The organism is Intestinimonas massiliensis (ex Afouda et al. 2020) (assembly GCF_001244995.1).
Lineage (GTDB): Bacteria > Bacillota > Clostridia > Oscillospirales > Oscillospiraceae > Intestinimonas > Intestinimonas massiliensis.
Window position 1 is genome coordinate 38,293 of sequence record NZ_LN869529.1, and the last position, 22,046, is coordinate 60,338.

Annotated in this window: 20 protein-coding genes; 10 read left to right on the forward strand and 10 right to left on the reverse strand. The window is 62.5% G+C overall.

Annotated elements, in window-relative coordinates:
- The first annotated feature begins 59 nt into the window (after nt 1-59).
- The 6 genes from rsxC to rnfB are packed head-to-tail and all read left to right on the forward strand — an operon-like array spanning nt 60 to nt 5,204.
- A complete protein-coding gene (rsxC, locus tag BN2154_RS04285; protein WP_050617653.1) occupies nt 60-1,403 on the forward strand; it encodes an electron transport complex subunit RsxC in 1,344 nt (447 codons plus the stop codon).
- Complete coding sequence (locus BN2154_RS04290) at nt 1,400-2,461, forward strand: RnfABCDGE type electron transport complex subunit D (RefSeq protein ID WP_050617654.1); 1,062 nt, start codon at nt 1,400-1,402, stop codon at nt 2,459-2,461. Before rsxC ends, BN2154_RS04290 begins: the two co-directional genes overlap by 4 nt.
- Nucleotides 2,458-3,012: an RnfABCDGE type electron transport complex subunit G gene (locus BN2154_RS04295; protein WP_050617655.1), complete on the forward strand. Its 555-nt coding sequence runs from the start codon at nt 2,458-2,460 to the stop codon at nt 3,010-3,012. The genes BN2154_RS04290 and BN2154_RS04295 overlap by 4 nt, the downstream gene beginning before the upstream one ends.
- Before the next feature lie 15 nt (nt 3,013-3,027).
- Nucleotides 3,028-3,669: an electron transport complex subunit RsxE gene (gene rsxE, locus BN2154_RS04300; protein ID WP_050617656.1), complete on the forward strand. Its 642-nt coding sequence runs from the start codon at nt 3,028-3,030 to the stop codon at nt 3,667-3,669.
- Nucleotides 3,669-4,256, forward strand: coding sequence for an electron transport complex subunit RsxA (rsxA, locus tag BN2154_RS04305; protein WP_050617657.1), 588 nt, complete (start codon nt 3,669-3,671; stop codon nt 4,254-4,256). The genes rsxE and rsxA overlap by 1 nt, the downstream gene beginning before the upstream one ends.
- A 15-nt stretch (nt 4,257-4,271) precedes the next feature.
- Complete coding sequence (gene rnfB / locus BN2154_RS04310) at nt 4,272-5,204, forward strand: RnfABCDGE type electron transport complex subunit B (RefSeq protein WP_050617658.1); 933 nt, start codon at nt 4,272-4,274, stop codon at nt 5,202-5,204.
- Nucleotides 5,205-5,290: 86 nt separating this feature from the next.
- On the opposite strand, the gene BN2154_RS04315 is transcribed toward rnfB, so the two are convergent.
- The 3 genes from BN2154_RS04315 to BN2154_RS04325 all read right to left on the reverse strand — a co-directional run bounded on the left by BN2154_RS04315 (nt 5,291) and on the right by BN2154_RS04325 (nt 8,891).
- Nucleotides 5,291-6,784 (reverse strand): phospholipase D-like domain-containing protein, encoded by a 1,494-nt coding sequence (locus BN2154_RS04315; RefSeq protein WP_050617659.1) that lies wholly within the window; start codon nt 6,782-6,784, stop codon nt 5,291-5,293.
- On the reverse strand, nt 6,781-7,794 hold the full coding sequence (asnA, locus tag BN2154_RS04320) for an aspartate--ammonia ligase (RefSeq protein WP_050617660.1): 1,014 nt from the start codon (nt 7,792-7,794) through the stop codon (nt 6,781-6,783). Before asnA ends, BN2154_RS04315 begins: the two co-directional genes overlap by 4 nt.
- 101 nt (nt 7,795-7,895) lie before the next feature.
- Entirely contained in the window at nt 7,896-8,891 is a 996-nt protein-coding gene (locus BN2154_RS04325; protein WP_050617661.1) for a GH25 family lysozyme, read from the reverse strand.
- A 149-nt stretch (nt 8,892-9,040) separates the two neighbouring features.
- On the opposite strand from BN2154_RS04325, the gene BN2154_RS04330 reads away from it, so the two are divergent.
- On the forward strand, nt 9,041-10,252 hold the full coding sequence (locus tag BN2154_RS04330) for an NADP-dependent isocitrate dehydrogenase (RefSeq protein WP_050617662.1): 1,212 nt from the start codon (nt 9,041-9,043) through the stop codon (nt 10,250-10,252).
- A 110-nt stretch (nt 10,253-10,362) separates the two neighbouring features.
- Nucleotides 10,363-10,956, forward strand: coding sequence for a rubrerythrin (gene rbr / locus BN2154_RS04335; RefSeq protein ID WP_050617663.1), 594 nt, complete (start codon nt 10,363-10,365; stop codon nt 10,954-10,956).
- A 285-nt stretch (nt 10,957-11,241) separates the two neighbouring features.
- Here the strand turns inward: rbr and BN2154_RS15135 are convergent, their stop codons facing one another.
- The 4 genes from BN2154_RS15135 to BN2154_RS04350 form a co-directional block, all read right to left on the reverse strand.
- Nucleotides 11,242-11,679 carry a GNAT family N-acetyltransferase gene (locus BN2154_RS15135; RefSeq protein ID WP_094762357.1) on the reverse strand — a complete coding sequence of 146 codons (438 nt, stop codon included), beginning with the start codon at nt 11,677-11,679 and terminating at the stop codon, nt 11,242-11,244.
- A gap of 155 nt (nt 11,680-11,834) precedes the next feature.
- Nucleotides 11,835-13,178: an MATE family efflux transporter gene (locus tag BN2154_RS04340; protein WP_094762358.1), complete on the reverse strand. Its 1,344-nt coding sequence runs from the start codon at nt 13,176-13,178 to the stop codon at nt 11,835-11,837.
- A 32-nt stretch (nt 13,179-13,210) separates the two neighbouring features.
- Nucleotides 13,211-13,810: a cytidylate kinase-like family protein gene (locus BN2154_RS04345; RefSeq protein ID WP_050617665.1), complete on the reverse strand. Its 600-nt coding sequence runs from the start codon at nt 13,808-13,810 to the stop codon at nt 13,211-13,213.
- A 140-nt stretch (nt 13,811-13,950) separates the two neighbouring features.
- A complete protein-coding gene (locus BN2154_RS04350) occupies nt 13,951-16,128 on the reverse strand; it encodes a bifunctional metallophosphatase/5'-nucleotidase (RefSeq protein ID WP_050617666.1) in 2,178 nt (725 codons plus the stop codon).
- Nucleotides 16,129-16,434: 306 nt separating this feature from the next.
- Between BN2154_RS04350 and BN2154_RS04355 the strand changes: the two genes are divergently transcribed.
- Nucleotides 16,435-17,577, forward strand: a complete 1,143-nt coding sequence (locus BN2154_RS04355) for an acyl-CoA dehydrogenase family protein (protein WP_050617667.1) — start codon at nt 16,435-16,437, stop codon at nt 17,575-17,577.
- Between the two features lie 160 nt (nt 17,578-17,737).
- On the opposite strand, the gene BN2154_RS04360 is transcribed toward BN2154_RS04355, so the two are convergent.
- From BN2154_RS04360 to BN2154_RS04370, 3 genes are read right to left on the reverse strand one after another with little or no spacing between them, the layout of a single operon-like run.
- A complete protein-coding gene (locus BN2154_RS04360; RefSeq protein WP_050617668.1) occupies nt 17,738-18,595 on the reverse strand; it encodes a bifunctional 5,10-methylenetetrahydrofolate dehydrogenase/5,10-methenyltetrahydrofolate cyclohydrolase in 858 nt (285 codons plus the stop codon).
- A gap of 8 nt (nt 18,596-18,603) precedes the next feature.
- On the reverse strand, nt 18,604-19,233 hold the full coding sequence (locus BN2154_RS04365) for a cyclodeaminase/cyclohydrolase family protein (RefSeq protein ID WP_050617669.1): 630 nt from the start codon (nt 19,231-19,233) through the stop codon (nt 18,604-18,606).
- 16 nt (nt 19,234-19,249) lie between these two features.
- Complete coding sequence (locus BN2154_RS04370; RefSeq protein WP_050617670.1) at nt 19,250-20,923, reverse strand: formate--tetrahydrofolate ligase; 1,674 nt, start codon at nt 20,921-20,923, stop codon at nt 19,250-19,252.
- 190 nt (nt 20,924-21,113) lie between these two features.
- Between BN2154_RS04370 and BN2154_RS04375 the strand changes: the two genes are divergently transcribed.
- Nucleotides 21,114-22,040, forward strand: coding sequence for a nucleotidyltransferase family protein (locus BN2154_RS04375; RefSeq protein WP_050617671.1), 927 nt, complete (start codon nt 21,114-21,116; stop codon nt 22,038-22,040).
- Nucleotides 22,041-22,046 lie beyond the last annotated feature (6 nt).

Here is a 22,046-nt window from a genome sequence, read left to right on the forward strand (position 1 = left end):
CTTCTGAGCGAATCGTGGGGAAAAGCGTAGAGCTGAGAAGTAATGACAGAGGTGATGCTATGAACCATAAGTTTTATGGCGGCGTCCACCCCGCCGAACACAAGGAGGCCACGGAGCGCAAACCAGTGGTACCGCTGGAGGAAGCTCCTGCACAGGTGGTAATCCCCATGTCGATGCATGTGGGCGCACCCTGCAAGCCCATTGTAGCCGTGGGGGACGAGGTCACCGTGGGACAGAAGATCGGCGAGATCGCCGGTCTTGGCGCGCCGATCCACGCCAGCGTCTCCGGTAAGGTCGTGGCCGTCGAGCCCCGGCCCCATCCCGGTGGAGACGTGATGATGTCCGTGGTGATCGAAAACGATTATAAAGATACTCCGCACCCCTCTATCGTCCACCGGGACAATGTGGATGCCCTGACCAGTCAGGAGATCATCGACATTGTCAAGGAGGCCGGTATCACGGGTATGGGCGGCGCGGGATTCCCCACCCACGTCAAGCTCAGCGGTGCCGTCGGCAAGGCGGACACCATCATTCTCAATGGCGCCGAGTGCGAGCCCTACATCACCGCCGACCACCGGCTCATGCTGGAGCGGGGCGAGGCGGTCATCGGAGGCGCGCGCTTTATCATGAAAGCGCTGGGCCTGAAAGAGGCCACCATCGGCATTGAGGGCAATAAGCTGGACGCCGTGGAGCATCTCAAGAGCCTGCTGCCCAACGGAGATACCTCCATTCATGTGGAGACGCTGAAGACCCGGTACCCCCAGGGTGCTGAGAAGCAGCTCATCCAGCGGGTCACTGGCCGTGAGGTTCCTCCCGGAGGACTGCCCGCCGACGTGGGCTGTACCGTGTTCAACGTGGCCACCGCCGCCGCCATCTACGATGCGGTTACCGAGGGTAAGCCCCTGACTCACCGCAACGTCACCATTACCGGCGGCGCCATTGAGCGGCCCATGAATGTCAACGCTCCCATCGGCACCCCCGTCGAGCACCTGATCAAGATGGCCGGCGGCTTCAAGACCCAGCCTCAGCGCCTGCTGATGGGCGGCCCCATGATGGGCAACCCCCAGTATGACCTGACGGCCCCCATGTTCAAGGGCACCAACTGCATCCTGGCGCTCACCGACGCCGAGGCCGCCATCCAGGATACCGAGCAGACCTGCCTGCGCTGCGGCCGCTGCGTCAACGCTTGTCCCATGCACCTGATGCCCCTCTACATGCACATGTACGCCGAAAAGCGCGCCTGGCATGAGCTGGAGGGCTACAACATCATGGACTGCATGGAGTGCGGCTCCTGCAACTACATCTGCCCCGCCCGCATCCACCTGGTGCAGTCCTTCCGGATGGCCAAGTTTGAGATCCGCGGTCTGGCGGCCAAGCAAAAAGCAAAGGAGGGGAAAGCATGAGCCTGGAATCTCGTAAGCTCGCGGTAGCTTCCTCCCCCCACGTATCCTCCCCCATCGGGACCCGGTCCCTGATGCTGGACGTGCTGATCGCACTGGTCCCGGCTCTGTGCATCGGCATCTGGTTTTTCGGCCCCCGGGCCCTGACCATGACCGTGGTGTCCGTGCTGGCCTGTGAGATCTTTGAGTACGGCTACCGCAAGCTGCTGAAGAAAACCAACACCTGCGGGGACCTGTCCGCCGCCATCACCGGCGTGCTGCTGGCCTTCGTCTGCCCTGTGACCCTGCCCTACTGGGTGCTGATCATCGGCGATTTCTTTGCCATCGTGGTGGTCAAGCAGCTCTTCGGCGGCCTGGGCAAGAACTTCCTGAACCCCGCCCTGGGCGGCCGCGCCTTCCTGATGCTGTGCTACCCCATCCTCATGACCACCTGGGTGAAGCCCGGCCGGGCCAACTGGGCCGGCCTGCTCTCCGGCACCGTGGGCATGAACGGGGCCGAGCTGGCCACCGGCGCCACCCCCCTGAGCGTGGACTTCATGCACTCCGGTCTTCTGCCAGACGCCTCCCTGGGCGACATGCTCATCGGCAATGTGGGCGGCTGCCTGGGCGAGGTCTCCGCCCTGATGCTGATCGTCGGCGGGATCTACCTGGTGGTCCGCGGTGTCATCCGGGTCCGCGTCCCTGTGTCCTTCATCGCCAGCGTGGCGGTGCTGACCTTCCTCTTCCCCGCCGCCGGTGTGGGCCGTCTGGACTGGATGCTCTACAATCTGCTGGGCGGCGGCCTGATGCTGGGCGCCATCTTTATGGCCACCGACTATGTCACCAGCCCCGCCACCCCCAAGGGTGAGATCATCTTCGGCATCGGCTGCGGCCTGCTGACCGTCTTCATCCGTAAGTTCGGCGGCTATCCCGAGGGCGTCAGCTACGCCATCCTGATCATGAACACCTGCGTGTGGCTGCTGGACAAGGTGGGCAAGCCCGCCCGCTTCGGCGTCACCAAGGAAATGAAAGAGAAGCAGAAGGCAGCCAAGAAAGCGGCAAAGGAGGCTGAGGCGAAATGAGCGAGAATACTGCGGTCGTGACCAAGAAGGAGCCCGGTATGGCCTCTCTGGTCATCGTGCTTTTTGCCATCAGCGCCATTACTGCGCTGGTCCTGGGCCTGGTGAACATGGTCACCGCGCCCCAGATCGCCATCAATACGCAGAAGAAGACCGACGAGGCCAAGGCCGCCGTCCTGGCGTCCGAGGTCTATGAGGATGTGGCTTACGCCGGCGCGGACACCACCATCAAGAACATCTGGAAGGCCGGCGACGCCGGTTACGTGGTGGAGGTCACTCCCTCCGGCTTCGGCGGCAACCTGGACGTCATGGTGGGCGTGGACAACGACGGCGTATGCACCGGCGTGTCCATTGTCTCTCACGCCGAGACCTCCGGCCTGGGCGCAAATGCCACCAAGGAGGCCTGGCGCGCACAGTTCATCGGCAAGTCTGGTACGCTGGCCGTCACCAAGGACGGCGGCGAGATCGAGGCTCTCACCGGCGCCACCATCACCTCCCGCGCGGTCACCAGCGGCGTTAACTCCGCCATTGCGGCCGTGGCCGAGCTGGGTTAAGGAGGGCGTGACATTATGAATTTCGGCAAACAGTTCAAAGAGGGTCTCATTACCCAGAACCCCGTTACCGTCCAACTGCTGGGCATGTGCTCGGTGCTGGCCATCACCACCACGCTGTTTAACGGCATCGGCATGGGCCTGAGTGTGCTGGTCATCCTGACCCTGTCCAACATTTTTATCTCCCTGCTGCGAAACATCATCCCCAATAAGGTGCGTATCGCCTGCTACATTGTGGTCATCGCCGGCTTCGTGACGGTGGTGGACCTGGTGCTGAAGGCCTTCGTGCCCGCCCTGTCCGACAGCCTAGGCCTGTTCATCCCCCTGATCGTGGTGAACTGCATCATCCTGGGCCGCGCCGAGGGCTTCTCCTCCAAGAACGGCGTACTGGCCTCCGCGGTGGACGGCATCTGTCAGGGCCTGGGCTACACGGTGATCCTGGTGATCATGTGCGTGGTCCGCGAGTTCCTGGGCAACGGCACCTTTGGCACCGGCGTGTTCGGCGCCGACGGCATCCGCATCCTGCCGGAGGGCATCCCCGCGCTGGGCATGATCCTGCCGGTGGGCGGCTTCCTGACGCTAGCCTGCGTCATCGCCGCCATGCAGTATTTCCTCAACAAGCCCAAGAAGGACGATAAGAAAGAGGAGGTGGCCAAATAATGGATTTTACCAGTCTGTTTTCCATTGCCCTGGGCGCCATTCTGGTCAACAACTTTATCTTCTCCCAGTTCCTGGGCATCTGCCCCTTTATGGGTGTCTCCAAGAAGGTTGACACCGCTCTGGGCATGGGCATGGCCGTTATCTTCGTCATGGGCGTGGCTTCTGCGGTGTGCTGGCCCATCAATAAGTATCTGCTGGTAGCCAACGGCCTGGACTTCATGCAGACCGTCACCTACATCCTGGTCATCGCCTCTCTGGTGCAGTTCGTGGAGATGTTCCTCCAGAAGGCTATGCCCTCCCTGTATCAGGCCCTGGGCGTGTACCTGCCCCTGATTACCACCAACTGCGCCGTGCTGGGCGTGGTGCTCCAGAACACCCAGAACAACTATAGCTTCATTGAGAGCCTGGTCTACGGCATCACCGGCGGCATCGGCTTCCTGATTGCCATCGTGCTGTTCGCTAGCGTCCGTGAGCGTCTGGAGTTCTCCGAGTGCCCCAAGTCCTTCGAGGGCTTCCCCATCGCACTGGTCACCGCCGGCCTGATCGCCCTGTCCTTCATGGGCTTCTCCGGCCTGAAAGTCTTTTAAGGGGGGGCGCGAACAATGCAAACTGTTATTATGGCTGTGGCCGTCCTGGGAATCCTGGGCGCCGTGTTCGGCCTGATCCTGGCTTACGCCTCCAAGGTGTTCGCCGTTGAGAAGGACCCCCGCGAGGAGGCCATCCTGGGCTGCCTGCCCGGCGCCAACTGCGGCGGCTGCGGCTTCCCTGGCTGCGGCGGCTACGCGGCCGCTGTGGCGGCCGGGAAGGCCCCCGTCAATGCCTGCGCCGCCGGCGGCGCTGCCGTCGCGGCTCAGATTGCTGAGATCATGGGCGTGGCGGCCGGCGAGTCCGTCAAGAAGGTGGCCACGGTCCACTGCTCCGGCGGCGGCGCCGACAAGTCCAAGTACGAGTACATCGGCATCCACGACTGCCTTGCCGCCGCCCGTCTGCCCGGTGGCGGCCCTCTGGCCTGTAAGTTTGGCTGCCTGGGTATGGGTAGCTGTGAGTCTGAGTGTCCCTTCGACGCCATTCACGTGAAGGACGGCGTGGCTGTGGTAGACGATGAAAAGTGCGTGGCCTGCGGCAAGTGTGTGGATATCTGCCCCCGCCACATCATCGACCTGGAGCCCTACAAGACCAAGAAGCATGTTTCCATCCCCTGCTCCTCCAAGGACAAGGGACCCGCGGTCACCAAGGTCTGCTCCAACGGCTGTATCGGTTGCGCTCTGTGCGCCAAGGCCTGCCCCAAGGAGGCCATTACCATCGAGAACAACCTGGCCAAAATCGACTACAGCAAGTGCATCGGCTGCACGCTGTGCGCCCAGAAGTGCCCCCGGAAGCTCATCGTGGTGGATGGCAAGGTCCCCGTGGTGAAGCCTGCGGCACCCAAGGCGGCTCCCGCGGCGGCGGCGACCAAGCCGGCGTCCGCTCCTGCGGCTCCCGCCGCCGAGACCAAGGCTTCCGAGGCCCCCAAGGCCGAGGAGACCAAGGAATAAGACACAAAAAAGAGCACGGTCCTGATGGACCGTGCTCTTTTTTGCTATACGAATAAACCGCATGGCGGTTTGTTCAGTAGACATTACTAAAGCAGGTATCGGATTAGCTGGAACACCACCGAGGTGATGGGGAACAGCCAGGCCTTAGCGCCGATGACCGGCAGGACCTCTACCCCTTCCTTGGGGACGTAGCCGCCCTGGGGCAGGGCCTGGAGGGCGTGGTCCTGGGTGGAGAGGAGGTACTCCTCCAGCGCTCTGGAGAAGTCGCCGCCGTGAAAGACCAGCATAAGCTCGGTGTCCAGGTAGGTGCTGCGCATATCCAGGTTGTAGGAGCCCACCACGGCCATGTCGTCGATGAGGGCGGATTTGCCATGGGAGGAGTAGTCGCCGAACCACTCCCACACCGTGACCCCAGTCTCCAGCAGCCGCTGCTTGTTGTGGACGTAGTCAGAGGATGCCATGATGTTGTCCCCCACCGCCACCGAGTTGAGTTGGAGGTCAAAGGGGACGCCGCGGGCGGCCAGGTCCTCCAGCGCCTGGTACATGGGCTCGTTCAGCACGGCGTAGGGGGTTTGGAGAAAGACCCGCTCCTCCGCCCGGCCCATGAGGGCCATGAGCTGCCACCACACCCAGGGCTCCTTGCTCATGATCCCGGTGGGGTTGCTGAGAAGCTCCACATGCTCCACCGGCAGGGTGAGCGCGGCATAGTCCAGCGGTATGGGGTCGAATAGAGTGGGGTCGGCGGCCGCCAAAGCGGCGTACCGGGTCCGCAGTTCCGCCTCCGCCCGGTCGATTTTCCCGGGAAACAGGGGCGGGCGGTCCAGTACGGTCCTGCTGTAGGGACTCTCCCACACGGACTGGAAATAGGCCTCCACCTGGGTGAGCACGGTGTGCGCCCCGCTCTGCTCCGTTCCGGCAGCGGTGTTGTAGACCAGCACATCCTGGTCGTGACTCTTCAACGCATCAGGCACATAGTCCCCCAGAAACAGGTCAAAAGTGTTCCGGCCGCCCAGCAGCAGCAGCCGGTCGTCAATGAGCAGATACTTGTCGTGCATCCGGCCATTGACCGTCCAGGGCAGGAGCAGATTCGGGGCATTGTAGAAGCGGATCTCCACGTTGGGCAGGCGGCCCAGCGCCCGGAAAATGGGCGAGCCGCCCCGGAGCAGCCCGCTGACCCCGTCCCACAGGATCTGGATCTGCACGCCCCGGTCCGCCGCCAGCAGCAGAGCGGCAAAGATGTCGCGCCCGCTGTCACAGTCCCGGATGTCGAAGGAAGAGAGGATGATGCGCTCCTCAGCCTCGCCGATCATCCGGAGCCGCACGTCCAGGGCGTCCTGGTTGTCGGTGACCAGCGCCGCCCGGTCGGTGGAGCCGACCTGCTCAAAGACGGCGGGGTCCCAGGCGGCGCGGAAGGAGTCGCTCACCGTCGGGGGCGACAAAAAGGGGAGGGTAGCGCCCAGCACAAAGTAGAGCAGGTAGAGGGGCAGAACCCGGCAGAGAAGGGAGCGGAGCGTCCATTTTCTACGCGGTTTTTCGGAACCGGCCCGCCGGGCGAAGAGACTTCTGGGGGGCCGCGTCACAGGAGGACGACCCCCGCTTCCTGGCAGGCGCCGAGGGTCTCCGGGTCCCAGACGCTGGCCTGCACCTCACCGATGTGGGCCTTTCCCAGCAGAAGCATGCACAGCCGGGACTGGCCGATGCCGCCGCCGATGGTGAGGGGGAGCTCCCCACTCAGGAGCATCCGATGGAAGGGAAGTGAGCGCCGGTCGTCGCAGCCCGCCAGGGTGAGCTGGCGGTCCAGGGATTCGGGGGAGACCCGTATGCCCATGGAGGACAGCTCGAAGGCGCGCTCCAGCACCGGGTTCCACACCAGAATGTCGCCGTTGAGGGCCCAGTCGTCGTAGTCGGGGGCCCGGCCGTCGTGGGGCCGGCCCGACTTCAGCGCGCCGCCGATGCCCATGAGGAAGGTGGTGGGGTGGTCCTTTACCCAGGCGTCCTCCCGCTCCTTGGCAGAGAGGTCGGGCCAGCGGTCCTCCAGCTCCTGGGCGGTGACGAAGGTGACCTGCCGCTCCACCAGGGGCAGGGAGAGCAACTGGGGGAACATGGCCCGCAGAGTGGTCTGGGTCTGGCAGATGCACTCCACAATGGTGCGGACGGTCTCTTTCAGATAATCCTCGTTCCGGTCCCGGGGGGCCAGCACCTTTTCCCAATCCCACTGGTCCACGTAGACCGAGTGGAGGTTGTCGGGCTCCTCATCCCGCCGGATGGCGTTCATGTCGGTATACAGCCCTTCGCCCACGGAAAACTGGTAGCGGTGGAGGGCCAGCCGCTTCCATTTGGCCAGGGAATGGACCACCTGGGCGTCCCGCCCGGCGGCGGGGATGTCGAAAGAGACGGGCCGCTCCACGCCGTTCAGGTCGTCGTTCAGGCCGGTACTGGCCTCCACGAAGAGAGGGGCGGAGACTCGTCGCAGGTTGAGGGAGCCGCCCAGGGTGTCCTCGAAGAGCCGCTTCAAAAGGCCGATGGCCTTCTGGGTGTCGTACAGGTTGAGCTTGGGGGCGTAGCTGGGGGGAATAAAGGAACCGCTCATAAAATCCGTGCCTCCGTTTCATAACGATGGAATGAAACAATTATATGATAGCGGCGGATAAAAAGCAAGGCCGCGGGTATACCCGCGGCCTTGCCTGGCGGTCAGGAGAGGGGAATCTTCAGTACCTGGCCGACATAGATCCGGTTGGGGTCGGCAATCGCGTTGAGCCGGGCCAACTCAGCCACGGTGGTGCAATACCGCTGGGCGATGGCCCAAAGCGTATCCCCGGCCCGCACCGTGTAAGCCTGGTAGTCCGAGCCGTCCGACGGAATCTTTAGTACCTGGCCGACATAGATCCGGTTGGGGTCGGCAATCGCGTTGAGCCGGGCCAACTCAGCCACGGTGGTGTAATACCGCTGGGCGATGGCCCAAAGCGTATCCCCGGCCCGCACCGTGTAGTAGGGGTAGGGCTGCGGGGCCGGGCCCGGGTCCAGCAGGACTTCACCGGTGAACCAGTCCCGGTCCACGTATCCGTCGATCCCCGCCACCCGGCCCAGGTCAGTGTACTGCCAGCCCGTCCAGGTCTCCCAGGGGGTACCGGAGAGATCAGGGGCGGCGACCTCCCACTGGGCCACCCACAGGGGGTAGCGGCTCAGAGCGCCGGTAAAGCGGGTGGAGGCCACATAGGCGTCGGCATAGAGCATAGGGGTGACGTCCAGCTCGTTCTCCAAGGTCTCCAGAAAGGCGGCGGCCACCGCAGTGGCCTGGTCTCGGTCCAGACCCCGGTAGACCTCGAAGTCCAGGGCCGGACGGCAGTCGTAGTCCAGGTCCCGGATGAGGCCGGCAAAAAAGCCGGCCTGCGCCTGGGCGCTCTCCGTGTCCAGGGCGGTGAGATAGTGGTAAAAGCCCAGCTTCCGTCCGGCGGCCCGGGCCCCCTCGTAGTGGGAATAGAGGGCGGAGTCTACGCCGTCGCTGCCGTAGCTGGCCCGGATATAGACCACCTCCACGCCGTCGTCCCGGACGGTCTCGAAATCCACGTCCCCCTGATAGACGCTGATGTCGATGCCGGCCATCCGGTCCACGGCGGCGGCCCGGGCCGGGGCGGGCGCGCAGAGCAGAAGCAGCCCCAGCAGGGCGGAAAAAAGTCGCTTGCACATGGCGTTGTACCTCTTGCAGAATTTCGGGGGAGCTCCCCCCTGTATCCTATGTAAAAATGCAGGCGAATGTGCAAAATCCTGCATTGCCTTTTTGCGGAAAACCGTTTATACTAAAAGAGAAAACAATATGCCAAGGAGGAGCGAGCACGATGGACAAGATCAAAATGACAACACCTCTGGTGGAGATGGACGGCGACGAGATGACCCGTATCCTGTGGAGCGATATCAAAGAAATCCTGCTCAAGCCGTACATCGAACTGAATACCGTCTATTTTGACCTGGGCCTGCCCGAGCGGGAGCGCACCGGCGACCAGGTGACGGTGGACTCCGCCGAGGCCACCCGGCAGTATGGCGTGGCGGTCAAGTGTGCCACCATCACCCCCAACGCCCAGCGGGTGGAGGAGTACAAGCTCTCCCAGATGTGGAAGTCCCCCAATGCCACCATCCGGGCCATCCTGGACGGCACCGTGTTCCGCGCCCCCATCATGGTAAAGGGTATCTCCCCGGTGGTGAAGAACTGGAAGAAGCCCATCACCATTGCCCGTCACGCTTACGGCGACCTCTACAAGGCGGTGGAATACCAGGTGCCCGGCCCCGGCAGGGCCGAGCTGGTCTATACCGCGTCCGACGGCGCCGAGGCCCGGGAGACCATCTTCGATTTCCAGGGCGCCGGCATCATACAGGGCCAGCACAACACCGACGCCTCCATCACTTCCTTTGCCCACGCCTGCTTCCAATACGCCCTGGATACCAGGCAGGACCTGTGGTTTGCCACCAAGGATACCATCTCCAAGAAATACGATCACCACTTCAAGGATATTTTTCAGGAGATTTATGACGCGGAGTATGACAAAAAATTCAAAAAGGCGGGCATTGAGTATTTCTATACCCTCATTGACGACGCGGTGGCCCGGGTTATTCGCAGCGAGGGCGGCTTCATCTGGGCCTGCAAGAACTACGACGGAGACGTGATGAGCGACATGGTGTCCACCGCCTTTGGGTCTCTGGCCATGATGACCTCTGTGCTGGTCTCACCCGAGGGCAAGTATGAGTACGAGGCCGCCCACGGCACCGTCACCCGCCACTACTACCAGCATCGGAAGGGGAAGGAGACCTCGACCAATCCCATGGCCACCCTGTTTGCCTGGACCGGGGCGCTGCGCAAGCGGGGAGAGCTGGACGGCGGCGCCGATCTGGTGCGCTTTGCCGACGCCATGGAGGCCGCCTCCATCGCCACCATCGAGTCCGGCACCATGACCAAGGACCTGGCCGGCCTGTGGGAGGGGGAGGCCCCCGCCCGGACGGTGAACAGCACCGATTTCCTGTACGCGATTCGGGACGAGCTGGAAAAGCGTCTGTGAGGCAAGAAGAAAAGGGGGGACCGGACGGCACAGCCGTCCGGTCCCCCCTTGTATGAGCGCGGTGGAAAGAGGGCATACTATAGGCATCCATGAAAAGGGAGTGAGCGTACATGCCCATCGACTTTGCCCAGAGTCAGACCCATCAGAACCTGCTGCGCGCCTTTGCGGGAGAGAGCCAGGCCCGCAACCGCTACACCTTTGCCGCCGGACTGGCCAAGCGGAAGAACCTGCATGTGATCGAGGCGGTGTTCACCTTCACCGCCGACCAGGAGCGGGCCCATGCCAAGGTGTATTACGACCTACTGGAGTCCCTCTCCGGCAAGAACATCCAGATCGACGGCACTTACCCGGTGGACATCTTCCCCGGCGTGCTGGAGCATCTGCGCGCCGCCCAGCACAACGAGTACCAGGAGTGGGAGCACGACTACGCCCACTTTGCCGACGTGGCCCGGGAGGAGGGCTTTTCCGAGATCGCCAAGACCTTTGACATGATCGCCGACATCGAGAAGGTCCACGGCGACCGCTTCGGCCGGTTCGCCGACCTGCTGGAGTCGGAAAAGCTCTTTGTCTCCGATGTCAAGGTGCAGTGGATGTGCCTCAACTGCGGCATGGTCATCGAGAGTACCCGGGCTCCCGCCATGTGCCCGGTGTGCAAGCACGACCAGGGCTGGTTCATCCGCATGGAGATGGTTCCCTTCCATTAAAAAAGAGCCCCGCGTTTTGGCGGGTGTCCGTAAAACAGTTCTACCGACCTGTGTATGCTCGCAGGTCGGTAGTTTGCAATATGTACCGGTTTCGGAAAGGCCCTTGTGTAAAGGGAACTGTCAGCGAAGCTGACTGAGGGATTGACAACTCCTCCTCCCCTGCGGGGCACCTCCCCTTACACAGGGGAGGCTTTTGTGCGGCGCAAAACCGCACATCGCACGATACACCGGTAGGTGTATAGAAGTGCGCCCTTTATCTATTCGACAAACTTTCTTGAATTTGTATTATTCAAGCCATTGAATAAATGCTGTTTTGTCTGTACTGTTATATCCCGCGTTACCATAGAAATTCAGCGTGGTTTCTTCCTGTGAACCTGTAAGTAACATCATTTTATAGCAGTTTTCCCTTTCGGCAATACCTTTTGCATAGTTTAGGCATTCTGTCGCATATCCTTTTCCTCGATAGTTTAAATGGGTAACAACATTTTCGATAAATGCGTATGGTCGTATATTTCTTGTCAGATTTGGAATAATTACGCAAACACATGAAGAAACGATTTTTCCATCTACATCCTTAACAATGATATGATGGTTTTTGTCTTCAATAATCGTGTTCCATGTATTTTTCAAATGCTCTGTCATCTCTGGAACAGATTTCTCATGTAAAAATAAATACAATTCCAGAAGTTCATTCAACTCATTTTCTCTAACTTCCCTGACCATTACAACATCTCCATCAAATTCAACAAGTTTATAGTGTTGTTTTTACATACTATCACACAAAATGTAATTATACAAGAACAGGAACAGCAGAATAAACTGCTGTTCCTGTTAACTGTCTTATGACTCCCGCCTTCTCACGCGGGGCTCTTTTTGTGTCAGGGTTCGGGCTGCTCCAGGGGACGGACCACGGTTTTGAACATGTAGCCCATAAACACCGCACTGAGCAGGAAGGAGAAGACCTCCGCAAAGGGGAAAGCCGCCCACACGGCGCTGAGGCCGACAAAGTGGCCCAACAGCCAGGAGACGGGCAGAATGAGCACCAACTGCCGCAGCACGGAGACGATGAGGCTCAGTACGCCGTGGCCCAGGGCCTGACAGACCGAGGAGGTAACGATGCCGAAGGCGGCGGGCAGGAAGCTGAGGCTGATGAGGCGCAGGGCGGGGATACCGATCTCCAGCATATAGTCGGAGGCGTTGAAGATGCCTAGGAGCCGGCCCGGGATGAGCCAGAACAGCAGCACGCCCACGGCCATGATGGCCGCACCATAGAGGAAGCCCAGCTTGGCGGCGGCCCGGATACGGTCCGGCTTGCGCGCGCCATAGTTGTAGGCGATGATGGGCACGATGCCGTTGTTGAGGCCGAATACCGGCATGAAGATAAAGCTCTCCAGCTTGAAATAGGCGGAAAAGACCGCCACGGCGGTGGAGTTGAAGGCCCCCAGGATCTTGTTCATGCCGAAGGTCATCACCGAGCCGATGGAGGACATGATGATGGACGGCACGCCCACGGCATAGATCTTCCGGATGGTGACGCCATGGGGCCGGAAGCCCCGGAAGGAGATGGTGATCTCCGGGTTGCGCCGCAGATTGCAGAAGAGGCCCAGCAGGGCGCCCACGCACTGGCCGATGACGGTGGCCAGGGCCGCCCCGGCGATGCCCATGGCGGGGAAGGGTCCGAGGCCGAAAATGAGCAGGGGGTCCAGGATCAGGTTGATGACGGCGCCCAGGCCCTGAGAGAGCATGGTGTAAATGGTTTTTCCGGTGGACTGGAGCAGCCGCTCAAAGCAGATCTGAAACATCATGCCCACCGAGGCCACGGCAATGATGGTGAGGTAAGTGTCGCCGTAGGCGATGATCTCGGGCACGTCGGTCTGGAGGGCCATGAAAGTCCGGGAGAAAAAGCCGCCCAGCAGGGCAAAAGCCGCCCAGGAGCAGAAGGCCAGAAAGATGCCGTTGACGGCGGCCTTGTTGGCTGCGTCAAAATTTTTTTCTCCCAGGCTCTTGGACAGCAGGGCGTTGACGCCCACCCCGGTCCCCACGCCCACCGAGATCATCAGGTTCTGGGCGGGAAAGGCCAGGCCCACGGCGGTGAGGGCATATTCGCTGATGTAGGAGACGAACATGCTGTCCACCACGTTGTAGAGGGCCTGCACCAGCATGGAAATCATCATGGGCAGGGACATGGTAATGAGAAGCTGACGCACGGGCATGACGCCCATCTTGTTTTCCGCAGGCTGACGGGGTTCTGTGCTCACGCGCCGAGCCCCCGATCCCGCATCAGATCGGTCAGGAGGCGCACGATGGTCTCCAGACCCAGACCGCTGCTGACGGCCAGATGGTAATTCTGGGCCTTGCCCCACTGTCCGTCGGTAAAGTGCTCGTAGTAGGCGGCCCGGTTCTTGTCCTGCTTGAGAATGTAGAGCCGCAAGTCGGGGGCCTGGACCTTGTACTCCTCCCGGACCCTCCGGATGCGCTCCTCCATGGGGGCGTGGATGAAGAGGTTCAGGGCGTCCACGCCGGACTGGTTGCGCAGCACATAGTCGGCGCAGCGGCCCACGATGATGCAGGGCCCCTCGGCAGCCACCCGTCGGATAACCTCCGACTGGGCAATAAAGACCTGGTCGTTGACGGGCAGGCTCTGGGTGCTCATATAGAGGTTGTAGAGAAAGCTGCTGGTTTTCTGCTGCTCGGTACGACGGATGAAATCGGCGGAGAGCCCGGTTTCCTCGGCGGCCATGTTGATGATGGAACGGTCGAAGAAGGGGATGCCCAGGGCCTCGGCGGCCTTTTGGGCGATGAGACGTCCGCCGGAGCCGTATTCGCGGCCCACGGTGATAACAGTGTGTGCCATACGATTGACCTCCTTGTGGCTTCCTATGGTTCAGTTCGGATGGAAAAAGTATAGCATACGGCGGGATAAAAAGCCACGGTCAGGTTATACAACCTGACCGTGGCTTTTCAGAGGCGAATTGGCCCAAATAGACCGGGTGCTTACTGGGCAATGATGGTCAGCATACCGTCAGCCTCGGTGACGGAGAGGCCCAGCAGGGCGGCCAGCCCTTCGGCGGTGACGCAATGGTAGCCGGGAGATAGGAGGGCGGCGGAGACCTCCACGCTCTGGCCGTCCGCCAAGACGGAGAGGGTAGTTTCGGTGACAGCGGGGATCATGGCGGGATTCTCGATGGGCTCGACGGTATACGCCGCGCCCTTGGTGACCACTACCTGGCCGTTCCACTCCACATTGAAGGCGGCGGCAGTGTCCTTCAGGGCGCAGGCCACATCCCGCAGACGGTAGTAGGTGGCGCCGCCGTCGATCTGATAGGTAAAGGCGGAGCCCACCACCTCGCCGTTGACGCTGACGTTGCCGGCGGGCTTGGCGGAGGCGAGAATGGCGTCATAGTCGTTCAGGTTGTAGCTCTTGTCATAGGGGGCGTCCAAACGGCCGGCGTTCACCAGATCGATGATCTCCTGGCGGCGGGGGTCGTCCACGCTCAGGTCCACGCCCACGATCTTCCAGTTGTTGTCCACAGCGGGGGCCACGGGGGAGTGCTCGGCAAAGTAGGCCACGATCATGTCGCGGATGGAGTTGGAGGACTCCCACTCCTTCTTGCCCTCCACAAGCCCCTGGGACTTGAGGGCGGAGGAGTAGCGGTAGTTGTTCACCGCCAGGGTGAGGGTCTGCTCGTCGGTGAGAGGCTTGCCCTTGAACATCACGTTTTTGATGCGTGCGCCCTTGGGCTGGCTCAGGTCGATCTCATAGTCCACACCGGCGAACATATCGTAGAGGTAGCCGGGGTACTCGGGGTCAAAGCTGATGTTGATGTCGCCGGGGACCCACTGGTTGTAGCACTCGGCGGCCCACTCCATGTAGGCCTTCAGCTCCTTGCCGGTGACGGTGACCCGGTAGAGGGTGTTGTCGAACTTGTAGATGTCAAAGATGTTGCCGTAGTTGATGTCGCCGGCGGGCAGGTCGCTGGTGTCCTTGAACAGAGCGGCGGCGGAGACGTCGGCGCCGGAGTTCTCCAGTTGGATCTGGTTGATGAGGTCCATGACGGCGGTGTCGCGGAGCTTGCCCTCGGGCAGGCCGGCGATCTCGTTTTCAGGCTGGAATTTGGCGGTGGTGGCGCCCAGGGCGGCGCCGCTCTGACCGTCCTCGCCGGAGCCGCCGCCGTTGATGAAGTCGATGGTCTTCTGGTGGGCCTCGGCCACCAGGGCGATGGAGCGGATCTCCTGGCTGGGGGTGACGTCGGCCATGTCCACGATCTCCACGGCGCTGTCAACGATGTTGTTGTCGGCGTCCAGCGTCAGATCGAAGCGGGCGATGTCGCGGCCGCCGTTGCGCACGCCGCCGATGACCAGGTTGCCCTGCTTCTCGTTGACCACCACATGGTTGTGGGCGACCTGGAGCACGTCGATCTCCGGGTTGTCGTCCAGGATCTTCTGGGCGGAATCGGAGCCGTTCTCTTCGTCGAACTCGGCGTACAGGCCCATGTGGGCGGAGACCACGATGAGGTCGGCCTGTGTGCCGATCTCCGCGATGGCGGCCTTCACGGCGGCGCTGGCGGCCTCATAGGTGCAGCCGTCGATGCCCTCCTTGCCGCCGTCCCAGATGGGCACGTCGGGGGTGACCACGCCGATGACGGCCACCTTCACGCCGTCCTTCTCCACGATGGTCCAGCCCGCGCCGGTGACCAGCTTGCCGTCGGTCCCCTTCACGTTGGCGGCCAGCACGGGGAACTCGGCCTGGCCGACGATCTTCTGCATGGTGGGGATGCCCCAGTTGAATTCGTGGTTGCCCAACGTCATGGCATCGTAGCCCATGTAATTCATGGCGGCGATGACGGGATGGGCCTCGTCCGGAGTCTTGTTGTAGATGTCGTCGGTCATAATGGTGCCCTGGATGTCGTCGCCCGCGTCGATGAGGATGGTGTTGGGATTCTCGGCGCGCACCTGCTGGATGTAGGTGTAGAGGCGGGCCATGCCGTTGTTGGCGCTCTCCTTGTTGTCCTCATAGCTGTAGCCCCAGATGTTGCCATGCATATCCGAGGTGCCCAGAATGGTGATGTGCTTGCCGCCCTCGGCGGCCAAAGCCGCCGGAATGAGGGAGACCAGCAGAGCCACGGCCATCAGGACAGCCAGCAGGGACTGAGACAGACGTTTTTGCTTCATAGTTTCCTCTCCTATCGTTTTCTTGATTTGCCGGGGATATTTTTATTGTACCGCCCGGCCCTGGGAAAAACAAGAGCCGGGCGAGAGGTAGCACCAATAAAATTTGTGTAAAATCGGAAATCAGGGCTTGACAAGGAGAAAAGAATGTGGTATTTTTGTACCAAGATAGTTTTGAATAGAAACTATTTGCAGTAAGATAACAAGCCGCAGAGCGGTGCTTTTTTTGCCCATATAATTAGCTAGCTAGATATTTGTATTAGGTATAAATGGTGGGACCAATTTATAGATAAGGAAAGGATGATTGCCATGAATTTCGAACTGACAAACGAGCAGAAGGACATCCAGAAGCTGGCCCGGGATTTCGCAGAGAAGGAGCTTCTCCCCCAGGTCCGCGAGCGGGACGAGTCCGGTGAGTTCCCCCTGGAGGCCTTCCGCAAGCTGGGTAAGACCGGTATCTACGGCCTGCCCTATCCCAAGGAGCTGGGCGGCATGGGCGGCAGTTACCTGAGCTACATCCTGGCCGTGGAGGAGATCTCAAAGGTGGACGCCGCCTTCGGCATCGCCTTCTCCGTGGACACCTCCCTGTACGGCGGCAGCATCATGAACTCCTCCGCCCCCGACGAGATCAAAAAGAAGTTTCTGGCCCCCATCACCTATGGGGAGAAGATTGGCTCCTTCGGCCTGACCGAGCACTCCGCCGGAAGCGACGCCGCCGGCCAGCATACCGTGGCCACCAAGGACGGTGACAGCTATGTCATCAACGGCTCCAAGTGCTTCAACACCAACGGCCCTCTGGCCGACTACACCGTCATCTACTGCCTGACCGACCCGGAGCTGGGCACCAAGGGCATGGCGGCCTTTGTGGTGGAGAAGGGCACACCCGGCTTCACCGTGGGCCATGTGGAGAACAAGATGGGCATCCGTACCGCCATGGTGTCCGACATGATCCTCGACAACGTCCGCGTGCCCGCTGAGAACATGATCGCCAAGCCCGGCGAGGGCTTTAAGCTGGCCATGAAGACCCTGGACGGCGGCCGCATCGGCGTGGGCGCCCAGGGCCTGGGCATCGCCGAGGGCGCCTATGAGATCGCCCGCCAGTACCTGATGCAGCGCCAGCAGTTCGGCAAGCCTCTGAACAAGCAGCAGTACCTGGCCTTCAAGATGGCCGAGCTGGCCACCGACATCGAAAAGGCCAAGCTGCTCCTCTATAAGGCCGCCCTGTGCAAGGAGGAGGGTCAGCCCTACTCCATCCCCGCGGCCATGGCCAAGATGACCTGTACCGACACCGCCATGAAGGTCGCCACCGAGGCGGTTCAGATGCTGGGCGGCAATGGCTACATGAAGGACTATCATGTGGAGCGCATGATGCGCGACGCCAAGATCACCCAGATCTACGAGGGCACCAACGAGATCCAGAAGCTGGTCATCTCCGGCAGCCTGTTCCGCTGAATTCCCGCGGGTCCGCGGGCTGGATTCCGGCTCGCTTTCCCATAGATCCCCTGTGTATACCGGTCTGACATGTGCGTTCCCTTGCAATCCCAACAACCTTTTTGCCACACAGCGGGGCCCCGGCGCAATGCGCCGGGGCCCCGCTGTTTCGGATAAGAGATTACAGACCCGCCGCTCGGGCGGCGGCGTCCACCACATGGCCCACCAGCACCGAAGTGGTGACGGCGCCCACGCCGCCGGGGACCGGGGTGATGGCCTCCACAAGGGGTTCGGCCTGCTCGAAGTCCACGTCCCCCCGCAGGCGGCCCGCGGCCGCATCCCAGTTGATGCCTACGTCCACGACCACTTGGCCGGGGGAGACGTGTTCCTTCCCGATAACGCCTGCCTTGCCCGCCGCGGCCACCAGGATCTCCGCCTGACGGCACTGGCCCGGCAGGTCCGCCGTCCGGGTGTGGCAGATGGTGACGGTGGCGTGGCGGCCCAGCAGCATCATGGACACCGGCTTGCCCACCACCAGGCTCCGGCCCACCACCGTGACCCGTTTGCCCCGGAGCTCGCAGCCGAAGTGGTCCAGAATTTCCAACACGGCCTGGGCGGTGCAGGGGGGATACCCCGCCCCCTGGCCGGAAAAGACCGCCGCCAGGGAACCGCTGGTGATGCAGTCCACGTCCTTTTCGGGCCGCAGCGCTTCACATACCGCCCGCTCATCCAGATGCTTGGGCAGAGGGCGGAACAGCAGGCAGCCGTGGATGGCCGGGTCCTCGTTGATCTGCCGGATGACGGCCAGCAGCTCGTCCTGGCGCACGTCCGCGGGTAGGACGAAGGGACGTACCGAGACGCCGACCGTGCCGCACCGCTTCATGGCGCCCCGCTCATAGGACAGATCGTCCTCCCGCTCACCCACCCGGACGATGGCCAGGGTGGGAAGGACACCCTGCTCCGCCAGGGCGGCGGCCCGGGCCTGGAGCCGGCTGTTCAGGGCGGCGGCGACCTCTTTGCCGGATAAAATTTTTGCCATGGCGCACCTCACTGGAAGCGCGCGGCCACGTCGGCAAAAATGCCGTCAGCCAGCGCGCAGGAGGCGTCCAGCATGGCCCGGGCCTTTTCGTTGACAGCCTCGGCCTTGGCACGGTCGGCCATGGACTTGGTGTTGATGAATACGTTGAGACTGGCCCCCTGGAGGGCCGCCTTGCAGCAGGCAACCCCCACTCCCACGTCGGAGATGGCGATGGCGGTCCCCTTCTGGGCGTATTCCCGGTGCAGGTCGATGGCCTGACACAGCGCCTCCATCAGCGCCAGCGGGGCGGCGCAGGCCGCGTCCAGGGCCTGGGCCATGACGGCGGCCTTGCGGGCCTTCTCCTCTTCCGTAAAGGCGGGCAGGCCGTAGGCCCGGGACAGGGGCTCGAAGGCCCGGGCGTCCTCCTCCACCAGCTCCACCAGCCGGGCGCGCAGGGCCTCGGCCCTGGCGTTGAGGGCCAGAATGTCCTCCTGCACGTCGGCGTATTTCTTCTTGCCCACGGTGAGGGCTCCCACCATATGGCCCAGGGCCACCCCCACCGCGCCCACCAGGGCGGCGGCACCTCCGCCGCCCGGGACCGGCTCCTTGGAGGCCAGCACGTCCAGGAAATCCTCGCAGCTTTGCTTGGTCAGCTCCATATCGCGCCTCCTATTTTTAAAACAGTCCGGAAATTTTGCCGTTCTCGTCCACGTCGATCTTCTCCGCCGCCGGGACTCTGGGCAGGCCGGGCATGGTCATGATGTCGCCGGTGAGGGCCACAAGGAAGCCGGCTCCGGCGGAGACCTTCAGGTTTCGCACGGTGATTCGGAAGCCCTTGGGGGCGCCCAGCAGGTTCTGGTCATCCGAGAAGGAATACTGGGTCTTGGCCATGCAGATGGGCAGGCCGCCGAAGCCCAGCTCGGTGAGCTGCTTCATCTGCTTGCGGGCGTTGGGGGTGAGGTCCACCCCGTCGGCGTGATAGACCTTGGTGGCGATGGCGTGGAGCTTGTCCTCAATGGAGGCGTCGGCGTCATAGGAGAAGCGGAAGCTGCCCTCCTCTTCACACAGCCGGACCACCTCCCGGGCCAGGGCCATGCCTCCCTCGCCGCCCTTGCCCCAGACCTCGCTGAGAGCCACGTTGACGCCCAGAGCCCGGCACCGGTCCTCCACCAGCTTGAGCTCGGCCTCGGTGTCGGTGGGGAAGCGGTTGATGGCCACCACGCAGGGCAGGCCAAAGACGTTGGTAATGTTGCCCACGTGCTGAAGCAGGTTGGGCAGGCCTTTTTCCAGGGCCTCCAGGTTTTCCTGATTCAGGTCGGCCTTGGCCGCGCCGCCGTGGTGCTTGAGGGCGCGGACGGTGGCCACCACCACCACGGCGGAGGGGGTGAGCCCGGCCAGGCGGCACTTGATATCCAGAAACTTTTCCGCCCCCAGGTCGGCGCCGAAGCCGGCCTCGGTGATGGCGTAGTCCCCCAGACGCATGGCCATGCGGGTGGCGATGACGCTGTTGCAGCCGTGGGCGATGTTGGCAAAGGGCCCGCCGTGGATGAAGGCGGGGGTGCCCTCCAGGGTCTGGACCAGATTGGGCTTCATGGCGTCCTTGAGCAGGGCGGCCATGGCGCCCTGGGCCTTCAGGTCGGCGGCGGTCACGGGCTTGTCGTCGTAGGTGTAGGCCACCACCATCCGGCCCAGCCGGGCCTTCAGGTCCATCAGGTCGGAGGCCAGGCAGAGCACGGCCATGATCTCACTGGCCACGGTGATGTCGAAGCCGTCCTCCCGGGGCACGCCGTTCATCCGCCCGCCCAGACCGTCCACCACATTGCGCAGTTGCCGGTCGTTCATGTCCACACAGCGCCTCCAGGTGATCTTTTTTACGTCGATACCCAGGGCGTTGCCCTGCTGAATGTGGTTGTCCAGCAGGGCGGCCAGCAGGTTGTTGGCGGCGCCGATGGCGTGGAAGTCGCCGGTGAAGTGGAGGTTGATGTCCTCCATGGGCACCACCTGGGCGTAGCCGCCGCCGGCGGCGCCGCCCTTGACGCCGAACACGGGGCCCAGAGAGGGCTCCCGCAGGGCCACCAGGGCGTTTTTCCCAATGCGCCGCAGGCCGTCGGCCAGACCCACCGTGGTGGTGGTCTTGCCCTCGCCGGCCGGGGTGGGATTGATGGCGGTCACCAGGACCAGCTTGCCGTCGGGCCGCCGGCTCTCCCGCAGGAGGCGGGAGTCGATCTTGGCCTTGTAGTTGCCGTAGAGCTCCAGGTACGGCTCGTCCACGCCCGCCCGGGCGGCGATGGAGCGGATGTCCTCCATCCGGTACTCCTGCGCGATCTCAATGTCGCTTTTGAACCCCATGCTTTCTCCTCCTAAATATATGCGTCATATGCGTCCGAAGCGCCATGTTTGGATAGGTAAATTATACCTTGCTCCCCGGGGGAAGTCAACGCGGCGAAAAACACAGGAAAAATGGCTCTTCCCTTTTTGCCTCTGGCCGATTAGAATAGAAGAAACTACATCTGCGGCAGCAGGAAAGGAGAGCAAAGGTATGGAACGACCGGTTTTGGTGGTCATGGCGGCGGGCATGGGGAGCCGCTATGGCGGGCTCAAGCAGTTGGACCCGGTGGGGCCCCACGGCCAGCTCATCATCGACTATTCGATCTACGACGCCCGCCGGGCGGGCTTTGACACGGTGGTGTTCGTCATCAAGCGGGAGCACGAGGCGGAGTTCCGCGCCGCAATCGGAGACCGGCTCGGCGGCGCGATGACGGTCAAATACGCCTTTCAGGCGCTGGAGGATCTGCCGGAGGGGGAGCGGGTGCCGGAGGGGCGGGTAAAGCCCTGGGGCACCGCTCAGGCCGTTCTGGCGGCCCGGCACGTGGTGGACGGGCCCTTCGCGGTGGTGAACGCCGACGACTACTACGGTCCCGAGGGGTTCCGGGCCGTTTACGATTATCTCACCGCCCACCCCGACGGGGCGGCGGGCTACGAGTACGCCATGGTGGGCTACCGGCTGGAGAATACCGTCACCGAGCACGGCTCGGTGTCCCGGGGCGTGTGCCGGGAGGACGAGGACGGCTACCTGGAGCGGGTCACCGAGCGCACCCGCATCGAGAAGGATGGGACGGCCATCCGGTACACCGAGGACGGCGGAGCCACCTGGACCGTCCTGCCGGGGGATACGGTGGTTTCCATGAATCTGTGGGGCTTTACCCGGAGCTATCTGGAGGAGGCCTGGGCCCGGTTCCCGGCCTTTCTGGAGCGGACCCGTGCGGAGAATCCCCTGAAGGGGGAGTATTACCTCCCCGCAGTGGTCAGCGCCCTCATTGACGAGGGCAAGGCCCGGGTAAAGGTCCTGCGAAGCCGGGACAAGTGGTACGGAGTCACCTATCAGGAGGACAAACCCACTGTGGTGGCCGCCCTAGCGGACATGACGGCCCGGGGTCTGTATCCTGAGCGGCTGTGGGAGCAGTAGAAAAAC

What these genes read in the sequence shown, in the direction of transcription:
- rsxC (WP_050617653.1), top strand. Translation starts at nt 60, where the DNA reads ATGAACCATAAGTTTTATGGCGGCGTCCACCCCGCCGAACACAAGGAG.
- BN2154_RS04290 (WP_050617654.1), top strand. Translation starts at nt 1,400, where the DNA reads ATGAGCCTGGAATCTCGTAAGCTCGCGGTAGCTTCCTCCCCCCACGTA.
- BN2154_RS04295 (WP_050617655.1), top strand. Translation starts at nt 2,458, where the DNA reads ATGAGCGAGAATACTGCGGTCGTGACCAAGAAGGAGCCCGGTATGGCC.
- rsxE (WP_050617656.1), top strand. Translation starts at nt 3,028, where the DNA reads ATGAATTTCGGCAAACAGTTCAAAGAGGGTCTCATTACCCAGAACCCC.
- rsxA (WP_050617657.1), top strand. Translation starts at nt 3,669, where the DNA reads ATGGATTTTACCAGTCTGTTTTCCATTGCCCTGGGCGCCATTCTGGTC.
- rnfB (WP_050617658.1), top strand. Translation starts at nt 4,272, where the DNA reads ATGCAAACTGTTATTATGGCTGTGGCCGTCCTGGGAATCCTGGGCGCC.
- asnA (WP_050617660.1), bottom strand. Translation starts at nt 7,794, where the DNA reads ATGAGCGGTTCCTTTATTCCCCCCAGCTACGCCCCCAAGCTCAACCTG.
- BN2154_RS04325 (WP_050617661.1), bottom strand. Translation starts at nt 8,891, where the DNA reads ATGTGCAAGCGACTTTTTTCCGCCCTGCTGGGGCTGCTTCTGCTCTGC.
- BN2154_RS04330 (WP_050617662.1), top strand. Translation starts at nt 9,041, where the DNA reads ATGGACAAGATCAAAATGACAACACCTCTGGTGGAGATGGACGGCGAC.
- rbr (WP_050617663.1), top strand. Translation starts at nt 10,363, where the DNA reads ATGCCCATCGACTTTGCCCAGAGTCAGACCCATCAGAACCTGCTGCGC.
- BN2154_RS15135 (WP_094762357.1), bottom strand. Translation starts at nt 11,679, where the DNA reads ATGGTCAGGGAAGTTAGAGAAAATGAGTTGAATGAACTTCTGGAATTG.
- BN2154_RS04340 (WP_094762358.1), bottom strand. Translation starts at nt 13,178, where the DNA reads ATGGGCGTCATGCCCGTGCGTCAGCTTCTCATTACCATGTCCCTGCCC.
- BN2154_RS04345 (WP_050617665.1), bottom strand. Translation starts at nt 13,810, where the DNA reads ATGGCACACACTGTTATCACCGTGGGCCGCGAATACGGCTCCGGCGGA.
- BN2154_RS04350 (WP_050617666.1), bottom strand. Translation starts at nt 16,128, where the DNA reads ATGAAGCAAAAACGTCTGTCTCAGTCCCTGCTGGCTGTCCTGATGGCC.
- BN2154_RS04355 (WP_050617667.1), top strand. Translation starts at nt 16,435, where the DNA reads ATGAATTTCGAACTGACAAACGAGCAGAAGGACATCCAGAAGCTGGCC.
- BN2154_RS04360 (WP_050617668.1), bottom strand. Translation starts at nt 18,595, where the DNA reads ATGGCAAAAATTTTATCCGGCAAAGAGGTCGCCGCCGCCCTGAACAGC.
- BN2154_RS04365 (WP_050617669.1), bottom strand. Translation starts at nt 19,233, where the DNA reads ATGGAGCTGACCAAGCAAAGCTGCGAGGATTTCCTGGACGTGCTGGCC.
- BN2154_RS04370 (WP_050617670.1), bottom strand. Translation starts at nt 20,923, where the DNA reads ATGGGGTTCAAAAGCGACATTGAGATCGCGCAGGAGTACCGGATGGAG.
- BN2154_RS04375 (WP_050617671.1), top strand. Translation starts at nt 21,114, where the DNA reads ATGGAACGACCGGTTTTGGTGGTCATGGCGGCGGGCATGGGGAGCCGC.